Source organism: Stackebrandtia albiflava (assembly GCF_007994225.1).
In the GTDB taxonomy this organism is placed as follows: Bacteria; Actinomycetota; Actinomycetes; order Mycobacteriales; family Micromonosporaceae; genus Stackebrandtia; species Stackebrandtia albiflava.
In genome coordinates, this window is record NZ_VLLL01000006.1 from 1,107,975 (window position 1) to 1,121,260 (window position 13,286).

General features: G+C 64.0%; 21 protein-coding genes. 19 read left to right on the forward strand and 2 right to left on the reverse strand.

Translation table 11 applies throughout. The features are described 5' to 3' along the window. Positions 1-46 precede the first annotated feature (46 nt). The 18 genes from LX16_RS15990 to LX16_RS16075 all read left to right on the forward strand — a co-directional run bounded on the left by LX16_RS15990 (position 47) and on the right by LX16_RS16075 (position 11,342). Complete coding sequence (locus tag LX16_RS15990) at positions 47-454, forward strand: hypothetical protein (RefSeq protein WP_147139651.1); 408 nt, start codon at positions 47-49, stop codon at positions 452-454. Beyond that, positions 438-959: a hypothetical protein gene (locus LX16_RS15995; protein ID WP_147139653.1), complete on the forward strand. Its 522-nt coding sequence runs from the start codon at positions 438-440 to the stop codon at positions 957-959. Before LX16_RS15990 ends, LX16_RS15995 begins: the two co-directional genes overlap by 17 nt. Next, positions 956-1,414 carry a hypothetical protein gene (locus tag LX16_RS16000; RefSeq protein ID WP_147139655.1) on the forward strand — a complete coding sequence of 153 codons (459 nt, stop codon included), beginning with the start codon at positions 956-958 and terminating at the stop codon, positions 1,412-1,414. Before LX16_RS15995 ends, LX16_RS16000 begins: the two co-directional genes overlap by 4 nt. Before the next feature lie 105 nt (positions 1,415-1,519). Next, positions 1,520-2,347 (forward strand): hypothetical protein, encoded by an 828-nt coding sequence (locus LX16_RS16005; RefSeq protein WP_147139657.1) that lies wholly within the window; start codon positions 1,520-1,522, stop codon positions 2,345-2,347. A gap of 369 nt (positions 2,348-2,716) precedes the next feature. Further along, positions 2,717-3,160: a hypothetical protein gene (locus LX16_RS16010; protein ID WP_147139659.1), complete on the forward strand. Its 444-nt coding sequence runs from the start codon at positions 2,717-2,719 to the stop codon at positions 3,158-3,160. A 369-nt stretch (positions 3,161-3,529) separates the two neighbouring features. Next, complete coding sequence (locus tag LX16_RS16015) at positions 3,530-4,075, forward strand: hypothetical protein (protein WP_147139661.1); 546 nt, start codon at positions 3,530-3,532, stop codon at positions 4,073-4,075. Beyond that, positions 4,072-4,440, forward strand: a complete 369-nt coding sequence (locus LX16_RS16020) for a hypothetical protein (protein WP_147139662.1) — start codon at positions 4,072-4,074, stop codon at positions 4,438-4,440. Before LX16_RS16015 ends, LX16_RS16020 begins: the two co-directional genes overlap by 4 nt. Positions 4,441-4,641: 201 nt before the next feature. Further along, on the forward strand, positions 4,642-6,042 hold the full coding sequence (locus tag LX16_RS16025; protein WP_158645626.1) for a LamG domain-containing protein: 1,401 nt from the start codon (positions 4,642-4,644) through the stop codon (positions 6,040-6,042). Between the two features lie 18 nt (positions 6,043-6,060). Then, positions 6,061-6,387, forward strand: a complete 327-nt coding sequence (locus tag LX16_RS16030) for a LamG-like jellyroll fold domain-containing protein (protein WP_280176810.1) — start codon at positions 6,061-6,063, stop codon at positions 6,385-6,387. A 195-nt stretch (positions 6,388-6,582) separates the two neighbouring features. Next, positions 6,583-7,014: a hypothetical protein gene (locus LX16_RS16035; RefSeq protein ID WP_147139669.1), complete on the forward strand. Its 432-nt coding sequence runs from the start codon at positions 6,583-6,585 to the stop codon at positions 7,012-7,014. A gap of 2 nt (positions 7,015-7,016) precedes the next feature. Continuing rightward, on the forward strand, positions 7,017-7,421 hold the full coding sequence (locus tag LX16_RS16040; protein ID WP_147139671.1) for a hypothetical protein: 405 nt from the start codon (positions 7,017-7,019) through the stop codon (positions 7,419-7,421). Continuing rightward, positions 7,418-7,678: a hypothetical protein gene (locus tag LX16_RS16045; protein WP_147139673.1), complete on the forward strand. Its 261-nt coding sequence runs from the start codon at positions 7,418-7,420 to the stop codon at positions 7,676-7,678. The genes LX16_RS16040 and LX16_RS16045 overlap by 4 nt, the downstream gene beginning before the upstream one ends. Continuing rightward, the gene (locus LX16_RS16050) at positions 7,665-8,051 is read left to right on the forward strand and encodes a hypothetical protein (protein ID WP_147139675.1); all 387 of its coding nucleotides are present in this window, start codon (positions 7,665-7,667) and stop codon (positions 8,049-8,051) included. Before LX16_RS16045 ends, LX16_RS16050 begins: the two co-directional genes overlap by 14 nt. 39 nt (positions 8,052-8,090) lie before the next feature. Then, positions 8,091-8,663, forward strand: coding sequence for a hypothetical protein (locus LX16_RS16055; RefSeq protein ID WP_147139677.1), 573 nt, complete (start codon positions 8,091-8,093; stop codon positions 8,661-8,663). Positions 8,664-8,872: 209 nt separating this feature from the next. Next, a complete protein-coding gene (locus LX16_RS16060) occupies positions 8,873-9,397 on the forward strand; it encodes a PH domain-containing protein (protein WP_158645627.1) in 525 nt (174 codons plus the stop codon). A gap of 121 nt (positions 9,398-9,518) precedes the next feature. Beyond that, complete coding sequence (locus LX16_RS16065) at positions 9,519-10,031, forward strand: hypothetical protein (RefSeq protein WP_147139681.1); 513 nt, start codon at positions 9,519-9,521, stop codon at positions 10,029-10,031. Between the two features lie 55 nt (positions 10,032-10,086). Further along, a complete protein-coding gene (locus tag LX16_RS16070; RefSeq protein ID WP_147139683.1) occupies positions 10,087-10,608 on the forward strand; it encodes a hypothetical protein in 522 nt (173 codons plus the stop codon). 341 nt (positions 10,609-10,949) lie between these two features. Next, positions 10,950-11,342 carry a hypothetical protein gene (locus LX16_RS16075; RefSeq protein WP_147139685.1) on the forward strand — a complete coding sequence of 131 codons (393 nt, stop codon included), beginning with the start codon at positions 10,950-10,952 and terminating at the stop codon, positions 11,340-11,342. A 105-nt stretch (positions 11,343-11,447) separates the two neighbouring features. Here LX16_RS16075 and LX16_RS16080 read toward each other — a convergent pair whose 3' ends face one another. Next, a complete protein-coding gene (locus tag LX16_RS16080; RefSeq protein ID WP_147139688.1) occupies positions 11,448-11,675 on the reverse strand; it encodes a DUF397 domain-containing protein in 228 nt (75 codons plus the stop codon). Continuing rightward, entirely contained in the window at positions 11,672-12,472 is an 801-nt protein-coding gene (locus LX16_RS16085; RefSeq protein WP_158645628.1) for a helix-turn-helix domain-containing protein, read from the reverse strand. Before LX16_RS16085 ends, LX16_RS16080 begins: the two co-directional genes overlap by 4 nt. Before the next feature lie 517 nt (positions 12,473-12,989). Between LX16_RS16085 and LX16_RS16090 the strand changes: the two genes are divergently transcribed. Continuing rightward, positions 12,990-13,262: a hypothetical protein gene (locus LX16_RS16090; RefSeq protein WP_147139692.1), complete on the forward strand. Its 273-nt coding sequence runs from the start codon at positions 12,990-12,992 to the stop codon at positions 13,260-13,262. Positions 13,263-13,286 lie beyond the last annotated feature (24 nt).

A 13,286-nucleotide genomic window follows, 5' to 3' on the forward strand; every position in this document is an offset into this window, starting at 1 on the left:
ACGTGTCCGCCGACGTGCCCGCCCGTCCGAGTACCGGGAGACGACCTTGACCCGTCTCGTCCTGCCGTCGATCTGGTTCCTCGCCTCGTTCATCGTGCTCGTGCTTCAGGTATCGGTGTGGCTGCCTCGGCATTGGAACGGTGAACGGCGCGGTATGGACCTGCGGTTCCACCGCTACGATCGCGGGCCCGACGTCTTCGCCGCGGTGCGACGCCTCATGCCGTGCTCGGTACTGTCGGTCGTCGCGTCCCTGTCGTGGTCTGCGGCGGCGGTGTGGTCGGCCGCGCGCGGTGCGGGGGCCGGTGTCGACGTGGTGTCCGTCGCGCTGTGGATGGCCGGTTTCCTGGTGTTCATCGTGTTCTCCCTGTCCGCCTTGGCGGTGTTCTGTTTCAACCAGCCGAAATGGATGGTCGCTCCGAGTCATCGAGGGGATCGCGGTGTCCTCCAGGGTTGAGACCGGCGGTGGAGACGTCGACGGGACGCTCCGCCGGGCCGTCACCGTCCTCGCGGCCCGGCCGGGTGTCCGCCACCACCGGGACGTCATCGCCCCGGACGGGTTCCGGGACACGTTCTCGGGCGGCGGCTTGGAGGCGATCGTGATCTGGCAGCCCGGCCGGTGGCTGGGCCTGGACCTGTCGATACGGCTGCCCGGTGAACCGGTCGCGTACTACTGGATCGACACCGACCTGTACGACGTGTCCAAGCCCGAACAGGCCGACTTCCTGCGGGAGGTGGCAGCTGACATCGTGGCCCTGTTGGGGATGATCGCGCGCCGCACGCTGCCGGTCGGCCGGTGGCGGGGAAGACCCGCGTTCGTCGTACCCGACGGGGAGCGTTTCCGCCGGGTGGTGCGAGGCCGTATCGGTTGTGCGGCGGCCGGTTTCGACACCATGGCGGACGCCCTCGCCGGAGGGGACTGGTTCTGCCCCGACCTGTCGTCCCGAGGAGTGCGCCGATGACCCGCCGAGACGACATGAGGCGAGGGATCCCGGTGTTCCTGGCCGCGACCGGAACCGTCGTGGGCCTCAACCTCCTGGTCCTGTGCGCACTCGCACCCGGGCACGTCGCCTGGAACATCGTGCTGACCGCAGCGGTTCTGTTCGCGTTCCTTCCGGGCCGGCCGTTCGAGTCGTGGTGGGTGTCGCTGTGCCGACTGTCCGCGGTGGCGGGAGCGGCGATCGTCGCCACGAGCCTCATGAACGGCGCCACCACGTTCTACGGGGAACTCTTCGCGGGGCTCATGCTGAGTCCGTGTCTCGCGGTGGCGTGCCGGGAGATCAGGGCGATCCTCGAACGATCCGGCCGGCCCCGGGGCGGCGTCCTGCACTCGCTGCTTCGTCCGTCGCGCGAACCGAGATCCGGTGGCGGGAAAGGATTCGTCCGAAGGGTGTCGGCGCATCCCGACGACGAATGAGGCGGCCGGTCCTTCCACATCCCGTCCACAGGCGGGCGCGACACCGTATGGCGTGCTTATGGCCGTCGCCCAGACCATGAGGCCCCCGAATGAGGAAGGCCCGACATGAACCCGATGAGCAGGAGACGCGCCCTGGCGTTGGCCGGTGGTGCCGTACTCGGAGCCGCCGGACTCGCCGGAACCGCGGCGGCGACCGACTGGAAACGCCTCGTCGTGATAACCGCCAACATCGGCCGGAACAACCCAGGCCAACGGGAACGCGCGATCCGCGACGTCCGCCACGCCGTCAAGATCGACGGCAGGCTCACCAAGCCGCTCGTCGGGTGGCAGGAGATCCAGGGCGCCGACCCCGACGCGATGGAACCCCGCTGGATCAACCAGTACTTCGGTTCCTCCTACCGGAACATCTTCGAACATCACGACTCGCCCGCCCGGCAGATCCCCATATCGGTGCCGAAGGACTACGACGTCCTGGAGACCCGGGTGACGTTCTGCCACGGCGGGAAGGCGAAGGTGTCGCCGTCCCGGTACATCACACAGGCCTTGCTGGCCCACGCGAACGACCCGCGTCTGCGGTTCGTGTTCGCCAACACCCACTACGTCTCGGGCGCCTGGAACGGAAAGCAGGACTCGTACGAGCAGTGGCGGGTGGACAGTTGGCGCACCCACTTCCGCAAGCACCGTGACAACGTCCTCGCGTACTGGCGGGGCCGTGGCCTGCCGGTGATCTGGACCGGCGACGTCAACCGCAACCCGATGCCGCTGCTACTGCCGAACCACGAGAAGCGGGCGTTCGCACGGGGAATCGACCAGATCGGGTGGGTGCCCGGCAGCAACGGGACGCAGATCCGGTTGCGGTGGACCAAGACGGTGCCCATGTACGTCGACGGCCACGACGCCCGGGTCGCCGTCCTCCAGGTGCGCCGCGTCTGACCGGCCCGGCGGCGCCGGGGATCGCACCGGCGCCGCCCCGGGGTTCCGGTGGTCGCGTATTCCGGCGGGCCGTCGGCTGCGCGGGGACCGTTGCCGCTTCGGGGCGGGTCGGGTACCTTTCGAAAGCCAATGATCATCCCGGCACGGTGATCGCCGTGTGGAGTCCACCGTGTGTGGACTCGGTCGCTTCCGGGAATGACGATGTGCCCACCTCATGCCCCGCCAGTGCGTGGAGCCACGGCCCGATGTGCGATCGCGCGACCGGTCGTGCGGGCCACGGTGGCGCTACTCGCGGCATTGCTGGTCCTCACAGGCTGCCTCATCCCGGGTGAGAAGTTCTATCCCGTGGGTCTGGCGAAGGTGGGTGGCGTGTATGTGCTGTTCGCACCCATGTGCGAGGGCGAATCCCTGACCGAGATCGTCATCTCCTCGAACGTGGGGAACCCGGAGAATCCTTCCGAACCACGCGAGATCGACTGGTGGTCCGGCAACCGCCCCGCCGACGAGTCCACAGAGCGCGGCTGGGTGGTTCTGGGGGACGACAGCCGGTTCCTCGAAAGCGGCGGAAACGACGACGTGTCCGAATGGCCACGCGACCTGCGTGTGGAACTGGGGCACGACAGCCCGGGAGGCGGATTCCGGTCGATCACGGGCGCGATCCGAATCGACGACACCGTACCCGGATACGCCCCGGACGCCGACATCGAGGAGATCGAATACCTGTTCGGTGATCCAAGGACGGACGACCCGCTCGAACTGTGGACCCCGAACCGGATGCGCCTCGAAACCGGGTGCGCCGGCCAGTACCTGTGAGGAGGAACGGCGGTGGACGTATCGACATGCCGGCGCGGTTCGAGGCGATGCGCTCCGCGCCGACCCCGATCCGGACGCGCAGGTGGTGACCCGTCCGAGCTGGTTCGCGATCCTGTTCCCCACCTGAGAGGTTGTTTTTGATCCTGCTGTTCTGCTGCGCGTCGCCCGGTCGGCGCCTCGCGGCGTTGTCGAAGGGTCCTGCATACAACACCGGTATGCAGGACCTCCTCCGCCTTGCGAATGCACTCGACCGGAACACCGCTCGCGACGAACGAGGATCAAAGGCAGCCTCTTACGCTCCTGACGTTCGTCGCCGTCATCGTCATCATCGAGAACCGTTGACGGGCAACGCCAAGGCGGGTGTTCGGCGTGACTGAGAGCCCCCTTGCGGACTTGATCCTCAGTGCGTTCTGCTTCGTCGCGGGCTTCGTCGGCCTGGTCCTACTCATTTGTATTGTGGTCCCTCGGCACTGGGATGGCCGTGGGAAACACCACGACGACCATTGGGATGATCCTGACCGCTCCGTCGAGGTGGCTAACGCCATCAAGCGGCTCGTGCCGTTGTGGATTCCGGCGACCGTGTCGTTCGAGTTCCTCGCGACGGCCATGGTGTGGAGCAGTACTCGGGGCATCGACCTCGGCGAGGACGACGTGTCCGGCTTCCTCATGTTCCTGTCTCTCACGTTCCTGGCGCTGTTCACCGGCTTCGCCTGGCCGGTCTTCTATCTGAACCGGCCGAAGTTGGTCGTGGCGCCGCATTACCGGGAGCAACCCGGCGTCTTCCAGGCCCGGTGGCGGGAACGCCGCTTCTTCAAGTTCTTCGAGACCTTGGAATGGTTGGGCTGGACGGTGCTGTCGCTCGCGCTCGTCGGCATTCCCTTTCTGTATCTCGCGAAAGTGCTGGAGCTCCTATGACCACGAAGCAGGCGGAACGAGGCCGAAGACGCCGATCGATTCCGGTCGGTCTGGTGTGCGCCGTAGTCGCCGTGGTGCTGGCCCTCAATCTGGTCCTCGAGACGGTGTCGGGGCCGGAACCGGTCTTTCAGGCGGCGATCTCGGTCGGGTTGCTCACCCTGGTGTTTCCGGTGCGGGGCTTCACGTCTTGGCCGGTATCCGTGGTGCGTTGCGGTGCGGTGCTGGGATTGGCCGTCGTCGCGGTGGACCTGACTCTGGCGGCGGTGAGTCTCGGGGAAGGACTGTGCGCCGGCGCCGTCACAGGACTCGCCTGCGGCGCGGCATGGCGTGAGTTCACCGCCATTCGCGACCGATCCACGGCATGACGTCGACGGCCCGCATTCGTAGCGAACTACGCGATACGGACTCAGGGCGACGGAGTGTTGACGCCGTGAAACCGATCGGGTACCTTTCAGAGCCCATGATCATTCCGGCACGGTGATCACCACACGGGAGTGTCCACAGAAGTAGGACGCCGCCGTGTCCTGCCCACCGAGCTTCGGCTCCCCTCGCCCACGGGAATGACCATGCCCTCACCTCATGCGCCGCCCCCGACCCCCCGTCTCGCCCGCCGGACCACGGGCGTGCTGACGAGCCTGCTGCTGTCCGCCGGGCTCGTACTGACGCCGACGAGTGCGGTACACGCCGACCCGCTGGAACGGCCGAACCCGCCCGTCATCTCCTCCACCGACTACCCCGAGTGCACGACCGAGTCCTGTGAGGCAGCGGGCGGGACCGGCGTAGCCGGCACGTTCGTTCTCCAGGCGATGGACGACGACGTCGTCGCCTTCGACCACGGCTGGTCGGGGCCGCCGATCAACCGCGTCCCGGCGGTGAACGGGACCGCCACCCTCGAACTCACGCCACCTGGCTACGGTGGCTGGAGTCTGTACGCCCGCGCCGTCGATGCGGACGGGAATGTCAGCAGTACCGTCTACTACTCATTCGTCGTGGACCGCCTGTCGCCGCCTGTCGCCGGCTGGGATCTGGAATCCGGACCACACTCCGTGCCGCTTGCGAACATCGTGCCGAACGGCCCGGCACTGGTCCCCGGTGGTGAGACCGGCTGGGCGGCGGACGCCCGGCTGATCGGCGTGGACACCGCGGACCTCGACGGTGCGGGGCACTTCACCGCCGGTACCGGAGTGGTGGACACGACACGCTCGTTCAGCGTCGCCGCATGGGTGAACCTGTCGGACAAGAGCACGGACGGCAACGTCATCGGGGTCGACGGCGAGAACATGAGCGCCCTGTACGTCGGCTACCTCGCCGCACTCGACCGGTGGGTGCTGGGTGTTCCCCACACTGACACGCAACGGCACAGGTGGTCGTACGCCATCGCGCCGGAGGCGGTGACGGTCGGCCAATGGACCCACCTGACGGCATCGGTCGATCGGGAGACGGACACGGCCTCCCTCTACGTGAACGGCGAACTGTCCGCCCAGACGGCACTTCCCGAGGCGTGGGCCGCGACCGGCGAGTTCAGGGTCGGCAACGCGCTCTACCGTGGTGAACTCACCGCTCATTGGAACGGACGACTCGCCGCGGTGCGGGTCTACGACCGCGCTCTGATCGCGGAAGACATCGTGCGAGGCCGCGATGACAACAGGCCGCTCATGTGGCCCGCCTTGACGGGTCATTGGAACTTCGACAACGACTGTTGCGGCGAAGCCATCGACCTCAGTGGTTGGGACCGATGGCTCGCACTGCACAACGGCACATCCTTCGACGTGGGCCACGACTGGTCGGGCTACGGAATGGTCTTCGACGGAGTCGACGACTACGCGGCCACCGCCGGGCAGGTGCTCCGCACCGACAACTCGTTCACACTGTCGGCGTGGGCGCGCGTCGACGCGGACACCGACTTCGGTGTACTCGGCATCGAGGGGGCCGAACAATCGGCGATCTCAGTGGATTACGACGCCTAGACACGGCAATGGCGTGCCGTGATGTCGAGCGTCGACGGCGCCGAGCAGGTCGCGGCAGCGGCGACGGCACCGGTCGTCGGGGAGTGGTACCACCTGGCCGTCGTGTATGACGCACCGCAGAACACGCTTCGGCTCTACGTCGGCGGGAGTGCCGCCGCGACGGTCACGGGGCCACAGCAGCCGTGGCACGCGGACGGCCGACTCCTGGTGGGAGTGACCGGTGCCGACGCGCAGAACCGGACGTATGGACCCGGCGGCGTGGACGACGTCTTCGTGTACCACGGCGCGTTCGGACAGGAGCAGATCACCGACCTCGCGAGCGGAGTACTGCCGCATCCCCGGTGAGTCTCACTGACCGGTATGGCCGGGACCGCACCGTCGTCCCGGCCATACCGGTGCCCCTTCGTCAGAGATGAGGATCGTCGTGGACACGAGGAACCGAGTCGTCATCGACTTCGCCCGCCCGCCCGTCCTAGGCATCGCGGTGAAGGTCTTGGTCGCACTCGGCCTCTTCACGGTCGGTTGAGGGAGGAGGTGGTCATGTCCTCGGTGAAGAGAAGCAGATCGGGTGCCATCGGCATGGCGATCGGTCTGGTGACGTTCCTGTTGCTGACTTCGGCGTGCGGACGGTACTTCCCGACTCGGCACGTGCCGCCGGAGAGCCTCGGTGCGGAATCGGTCTGGGGTGTGTGGAGCGGGCCGGCCGGAGAACGCATGGAGTTCGAGCGGGACGGCACCTTCACCACGAACGGTTTCGACGACGACACCGGTGACCTCGTGGACGGCACTGGAACCTGGGACGTCTTCTATTCGACCGCTCCCAGCGGAGACCACATCCGGCTCCACTATGGCGATGAGCAGGCTCGTGACGACTTCGAGAAGCTCAATGTGGGAACCGATGACGAGGGTCTGTATCTCAATCTCATTGACGACCCCGACGCCGATGGCCTAGTGATTCTGCGGCAGGCGTGACGATGGCCCGGAACACCGAACCGACGCGATCGAGAGGGCGGCGCTCCGTCGAGGACCCCAGCCTGGACGCATTGCGCCGCCATCGCGGGTATCGGTTGATGTTGATCGGGGCGCGCATGGCCTTCGTGTCCATCGGATCGGTGATGACGACGGTGGCGATCTTCGGTGAGCCGTCGGCGCAGTACTTGTGGGTGCTGCGCATGACCGTGATGCTCCCGGCCGCCGGCGGCGTATTGATGCTGTACGGGGGATACATCGCGCACGATCTTTTCATGCGCCAGATCGGGGCACTCAGCGATCTCTATGTCGGGAGTCAGGAAGGGTCTCGCTTCTACGGCTTCATCGCCCAGTTCTGGAAGGACTTCCTGACATACCGGTGGAAGAAGGAAGGGCGGTGGGGCGAATGAAGAGTGAAGGAATCGCCGTGCGGCGTATCCGGGCGGCGTGGCGGGAAATCACCGATTCGTTCCTGTATCGATTCAGGGTGGCGCTGAGCATAGGATCATGCATCGCCTTGCTGGCGTTCGTGTCGCTTCCCTGGTGGGCATGTCTACTCGTATGGAACGGTGCCGCAGTCCTGCTCGTGCTGCTGCGTGTGATTCGCATCCTGTTCACGGCTCTGGTGCTGGGACAGGAGATGGAGATATCCGATGAAGCAACGTAGCGCGTCGAATGAACGTTTCACGGAATCGTATGGATGGCCGCACATTCTCTGGGCGGTTCGCTCATTCGTGTTCTTCCCGGTGTTGTACTGGGCGGGATTCGAGTATGTGGTGCCCACCGAACTCGATGGCGGACCTGCCGTCTTCGTCGGCGTCAACCTTCTCAACGTGTTGTGCGGATCGATCTCCGCAGTCCTGGGCGTCCGGCAATCGGGGCGCGATATACGTGACGGCTTCCGCCGGCGGGTCGGTCAATCCAGTCGCGGGAAGGCGGTCTGGTGGCTCATCGGCCTTCTTCTGAAAGGCGCGATCTTCGACTGGAGGCCGCCGACCGAGCCGGGCGAACCACTGTGGAAGCGACGTGATCACCGATGATCCGATCGTTCTGTATCACGCGGAAAGGGATGCGGCGACGTGGGAAGTAAACCGTTCTCGCCGGGAACCAAGCGCAAAGCGACCTTTCGCCGGTGGATGAACGTTGTTGCAGTCGTACCAGCCGGGCTGTTCGGAATGATGTTCGTCGCGGCTGGCATCGGCACTGCCAGCACACATGGAGTCGGCCCAGACGAAGTCGCCTTTTCACTGCTTGGGCTCATGGTCTTGCAGATTGCGTGGTTGGCGTTGTGGCGGCCCTCGTTCGTGGTGGCGCGTGAGGGGGTGGTGCTTCGGTGGTCGTTCGGCCGGGTGGAGATTCCGTATGCGCGGGTTCGGCGCTTGGTGTTGCCGCCTGAGTCCGCCGGACTGGAGATCGAATCGAACGACGGAGACCAGTCGCGGGTCTCGGGCTTCGGTTCTTCCATGATCTCGCGGTGGTTGGGTAGCCGGCAGGAGAAGCGCATCTTGGCGAGGTTCGAGGCGATGCGGGCAGAGGCCGATTCGTCGTCTAGTGCGCCGGTGGTCAAGCGTTTGAACTGGTTCGCGATCCTGCTCCCGATCGCCACATTGCTCACGTTCGTCGTGTGCGTAGTGATAGTGGAGAACCGGTGACGGGCCGGGGCGTGAAATGCCGGGCTGCGCCGGTGTACCGCTACCAGGACCCGTTCGGGAACCGGCGTGGCGGCACGGTGGCGTGCCCGGGTGAGCGTGGGTTCGTCGGTGGGACGAGTGATCCGACCGGTGTGACGCACCTGGGTGCGCGGGAGTACGACCCGAGCCTGGGCGTCTCTCGCGCAGTACAGGTCCATTAGGGAATGGTGATGAAGCAGCGAACCTATAGACGTCCAGCTAATGTCGGAGCCACAGTCTTCTCTGTGGGGTTCGGCCTATTGTTGGCGATGCCCACAGTCAGCACCTTTGGACAGGGCTTCGGTGTTGACCAGCTTTTCGGCCTCACCCTGGTCTTGATGGTTTTTCAGGTTGGCTGGTTGGCCGCCTGGCGGCCCGCGCTCGTCTTGAAGTCGGATGGGGTTATTCTGCGTTGGTCATTTGGAACGGTGAGCATCCCGTACGGGAAGATAAGACGGCTTGTGCTTCCGCCGGAGTCTCCGGGTTTGGAGATAGAACTGGATGACGGTGCTCAATCTCGTGTCTCTGGGTTCGGCTCTTCGATGATTTCGCGGTGGCTGGGTAACCGGCAGGAGAAGCGCATATCGGCGCGGTTCGATGAGATACGTGCTCGTGCCGACCCGTCGCGGGAGGGCGAGGTGGTGAAGCGGTTGAATTGGTTCGCCATCATATTCCCCATTGTGACGGTAACGGCGTTCTTCATATCTTTTGCTTAAAGTTTCAAATGGGACTGTGGCTGCGGTCTAGGTGACCGGCGCCCTCAGTCCTTGGCAGGATAGCGACAGTGCTGGGCCTAATAAGGAATTGGTGAGCGTGAACGTAACTTATCGTCGATGGATGAATCTAGTTGGCGTGCTCCCAGCTTTGGCTTTCGGGTTGTTTATCGTTCTGCTCGGGTTCGCAGCGAGCCACAAAGGTTTCGGTGTCAATGAGCTCTGGGCTGTACTTTTGGGCATTCTGGTAATGCAATTGGGCTGGTTGGTGATGTGGCGCCCGGCTTTCGTGGTGGGTCGCGAACGAGTGGTGCTTCAGTGGGCATTCGGAAGGGTAGACATCCCATACGCACGGGTGCGTCGACTGGTGTTGCCTCCAGAGACCGCTGGCTTGGAAATAGAGTTGGACGATGGTAAGCAGTCGCGCGTATCGGGATTCGGTTCTTCGATGATCTCGCGTTGGCGGGGAAACCGGCAGGAGCATCGGATCCTAGTCAGGTTCGAGGCGATGCGGGCCAAGGCTGACCTGTCGGCCGAGGATCAAGTCGAGAAGCGATTGAACTGGTTTGCCATCATCTTTCCGGCAAGTACGTTTCTAGCGTTTGTAGCTTGCACGGTTATAGCTCAATACGACTAAGGGGGCGTATTTTGAGCTCAGGTGCTTCCATCTGTTGATCATGAGGAGATGACGGTTGTCCTATCTGGCGGCCGGTGCAGCCTTGCTGCTGCTCGGTGTTGTGTTGCTGGGTTTCCAGGTGTTCTGGCAGTTGCCGCGACATTGGGACGGGCGGGCGAAGGAAAGGGAGGCATCGGCGTATCGGTATCTTCCGTACTCGGAGGAGTTCCGATCCGGGCTGAGGCGGCAAATGCCAGTCACCATTTTGGTGCCATTCGTGCTTTTTGTGGTATCTGTGGCGATGATAATTAACGATATATTCGGGCGCCGTGAATCGATGGTAATTTTGTTGGTTCTAGCGGGTATATCGATTGCCTGTCTGCTGGCGTTTTTTCTGGGTTCCTACCTTGTCATATATCGCAATCGTCCCAAGTGTGTCGTGGCTCCTCACTATCGGAACGAACCTGGCGTAGTACAAGTCCGACGCGAATCGGGGCGCCTGGTCAGCTCACGGCGACGCCTGCTGTGGGAAGTCTGCATCTGGGCTGCCGTCGCTGCCCTAGGCATGTGGGTGCTCCTCCGGATGTCAAGGCCGTGAGCCTGCAACGATGGCATGTCAGCGAAAGCGAAGCATCGCCAGATGTTTTCCCGGCGTTGGCTGACGGATACCGCGACTTGGCAGGTGCGCTGAGATCGTGAGCCGCTGTAGGAATGTGACAGACATGTGGCGGTTCAGGAAGTACAGCCGGTTCAACCACCTAACCCTGTTTCTAATTGCAAGGCGCCAAGTAGGGTGGGTGAAAGTTCGGCGAGGGAGATGGCTGAAGTGAAAACTGCTTTCAGAACGAGCTGGAGACGCGAGGAGATAGACATGTCATCTTTGGCTGTGCTTAACGGTGGCACCTCTTATGGTTCGGATGGGTGTATAGGTGGGTGATCGTGTCGTTGCGTTCAGTTAGAGCTACTGTTGCCATGTTTCTCTTGATGGTCCTTGGTGGCTGTATCCAAGAGCCAGTCGTTAAATGGACCGACTTGCAGCCTGAAGACTTGTTCGGCACCTGGCGTAGTGCAGAAGGAACGATGATCATCTTCAGCGAAACCATGGAATTTGAGGTCGAAGACGTCCAACAGGGCTGGCGTTCCGAGATCCGTGAAGGCGTGGGCTCTTGGGCGATTGTTGAGCCAAGCGAACAGGTGTACTTCGAGTATGGTGAAGACGTCGACTTCGCCTTCTTGATTAGCTCTATGAACGACGACGGCGAGCTCAAACTCTACCTGCTTCAGGGGGATCCGGACGTGGGGGACCGAATGGTCTTCGCCTCGGAGCCGTAATCGAGGTATGCGAGTTCCAGTTTAGACGGTTAATGTTCGGCATCTGATGCTGGGAGGTGGCGGTTGAATTCATCGTGGCCGCCACCACCCATCAAGCCTCCTGCTCTAGCGCATAGCGTCTAGGAGGGCGGTGAAGTCGGTGGGGGAGACGGCTAGGGTGCCGAGGTGGGGGGCCTTGCTGTCGCGGAGTTCCACCGGGCCGGTGAGGCGGACCTCTACGCAGTTCCCGCCGGTGGGGTTGCTGTGACTCGATGCGCGCCACAGTCGGGCTTCCACACAGTTTCCGCCGGCGGCGTTGCTGCGACTCGATTTGCGCCAGTTTCCAGCGATCATGTCAGGTACTCCTCCAGTGGGACTGCGGATTTCCATACGGCGGAGAACGTCCACTCGAACTCAGAGACTACGTGCCGCTCCTCGACGTATCGGCAACCGTCTAGGGACTCCAGGAACACGAACGGGTCGTCCAAGAGGTCGTCGGCGGTCATGATGGTGAATGCGCCTGTCATCGCGGCATGGATGCCGGTCATCACCCTAATCTCCACACCCGGGGTGGAAGCGACCTCCCGGAGCCGGGCTACCTGCCCGCGCTTGACCTCTGGTAGCCCGTTCAGGTACAGCAGCGCGGATTGGCCGAACACGAGCCGTATCTCGGGAACAGGATGCCGGAACACGATCGCCTGCCGCTTCTTCCAGACGTCGTGGACCTTGGCGGCGTCGGCTTCGGACAGCTTCAGGTGAGACTGCGCGGCCGACAGGTACTCGGGTGTCTGAACCAGGCCCGGAATGTAATCCATCTCAAGCGACCGGATGAGATTCGCGGTGCCCTCGGCCTCATAGAGAGCGCGAAGTTCTGCCGGTACCTCGGCGGATTCCCAGATGCCCCGTTCGGCAGATCTGGTGGCGAGTGTCTTCATGCGTGATATCTCGGCATCGGTGGCCCGGTACAGGTTGCCCAACGCGATGATGTTTCCGCCGTTGGGTGCGGTGATTCCACGTTCCCAGCGTTGCAGCGTGGTCCTGTCGAGTCCGATATGGTCGGCGGCGTCGTTGACCTTGATCCCGGCGGTCTCGCGCAACAGCCGCAGCTTTCGGCCGAGTGTTCGTCGCCGGAGTGTGGAAGCGGTCGCCATTATCCCCCCTGCACTTGTGCAGATTATCGGTGCGTCAATGCACACCGGGTCGTTACTTCCCATTGTGTCACCGGGCGCTTACCGTCGTTGCTGTGGGTGGCGGACGCCGAACGGATCGGTCGAGTGTGGGCCTCTTCGGAAATCCGGTCGCCCACACGGAGAGAGCCGGGTGCGCACCAATCGCACCCGGCTCGGGACGTACATCCATTGTGATTGGAGATCAGCGAATGGATGCGATCAGCATACGGAAACGATCAGTGCCGGTCCACAGATCCGGTGCGCTCACGGCGGACCGTCCTGCCGGGAGCACCCGGTGCCGGTTCTGTGGGCGCCCGTGGCGGTGCGGCACCGTTCCGCCGCCCGGTGAGACCAGCCGCGCCCGCGCCGGCTCGGCCGATCCGACAGCACCTCCGGTGCGAACGGCACCCAGCGAAGCGGATCGCACGGCCGAAGACGTGCCGGACGAGACGGCGACCCGGTACCGGCACCGCACCAGCGACCCGGAGCGGGGGCCGCGATGACCGTCTACGGCAGTTACTTCGCGCCGTTGGCGCAGCAGACACTCACGGTCTCGGCGGGCGACCGGCCCGATTCGCTACAGGTGACCGCACCCTGGCGGGACACGATCACCGTGTTGTGCCGCATCTGCGACCTGTCACGGCTCCCGAACGTGCGCTGGGCTCACGGCTGGGTGGACAACCCGCCGGAATGGCGCAGCCAGATCTCCCACGGCGCCCTACAGGTGTACCGGCAGTGGGCCGCCGACCATCTCCGGGAGTGTGACCAGTGACCGCACCCGAACCGGCACCGGACG

What these genes read in the sequence shown, in the direction of transcription:
- LX16_RS16085 (WP_158645628.1), bottom strand. Translation starts at nt 12,472, where the DNA reads ATGGCGACCGCTTCCACACTCCGGCGACGAACACTCGGCCGAAAGCTG.
- LX16_RS16020 (WP_147139662.1), top strand. Translation starts at nt 4,072, where the DNA reads ATGACCACGAAGCAGGCGGAACGAGGCCGAAGACGCCGATCGATTCCG.
- LX16_RS16025 (WP_158645626.1), top strand. Translation starts at nt 4,642, where the DNA reads ATGCCCTCACCTCATGCGCCGCCCCCGACCCCCCGTCTCGCCCGCCGG.
- LX16_RS16045 (WP_147139673.1), top strand. Translation starts at nt 7,418, where the DNA reads ATGAAGAGTGAAGGAATCGCCGTGCGGCGTATCCGGGCGGCGTGGCGG.
- LX16_RS16090 (WP_147139692.1), top strand. Translation starts at nt 12,990, where the DNA reads ATGACCGTCTACGGCAGTTACTTCGCGCCGTTGGCGCAGCAGACACTC.
- LX16_RS16040 (WP_147139671.1), top strand. Translation starts at nt 7,017, where the DNA reads ATGGCCCGGAACACCGAACCGACGCGATCGAGAGGGCGGCGCTCCGTC.
- LX16_RS16005 (WP_147139657.1), top strand. Translation starts at nt 1,520, where the DNA reads ATGAACCCGATGAGCAGGAGACGCGCCCTGGCGTTGGCCGGTGGTGCC.
- LX16_RS16060 (WP_158645627.1), top strand. Translation starts at nt 8,873, where the DNA reads ATGAAGCAGCGAACCTATAGACGTCCAGCTAATGTCGGAGCCACAGTC.
- LX16_RS16080 (WP_147139688.1), bottom strand. Translation starts at nt 11,675, where the DNA reads ATGATCGCTGGAAACTGGCGCAAATCGAGTCGCAGCAACGCCGCCGGC.
- LX16_RS16035 (WP_147139669.1), top strand. Translation starts at nt 6,583, where the DNA reads ATGTCCTCGGTGAAGAGAAGCAGATCGGGTGCCATCGGCATGGCGATC.
- LX16_RS16050 (WP_147139675.1), top strand. Translation starts at nt 7,665, where the DNA reads ATGAAGCAACGTAGCGCGTCGAATGAACGTTTCACGGAATCGTATGGA.
- LX16_RS16065 (WP_147139681.1), top strand. Translation starts at nt 9,519, where the DNA reads ATGAATCTAGTTGGCGTGCTCCCAGCTTTGGCTTTCGGGTTGTTTATC.
- LX16_RS16000 (WP_147139655.1), top strand. Translation starts at nt 956, where the DNA reads ATGACCCGCCGAGACGACATGAGGCGAGGGATCCCGGTGTTCCTGGCC.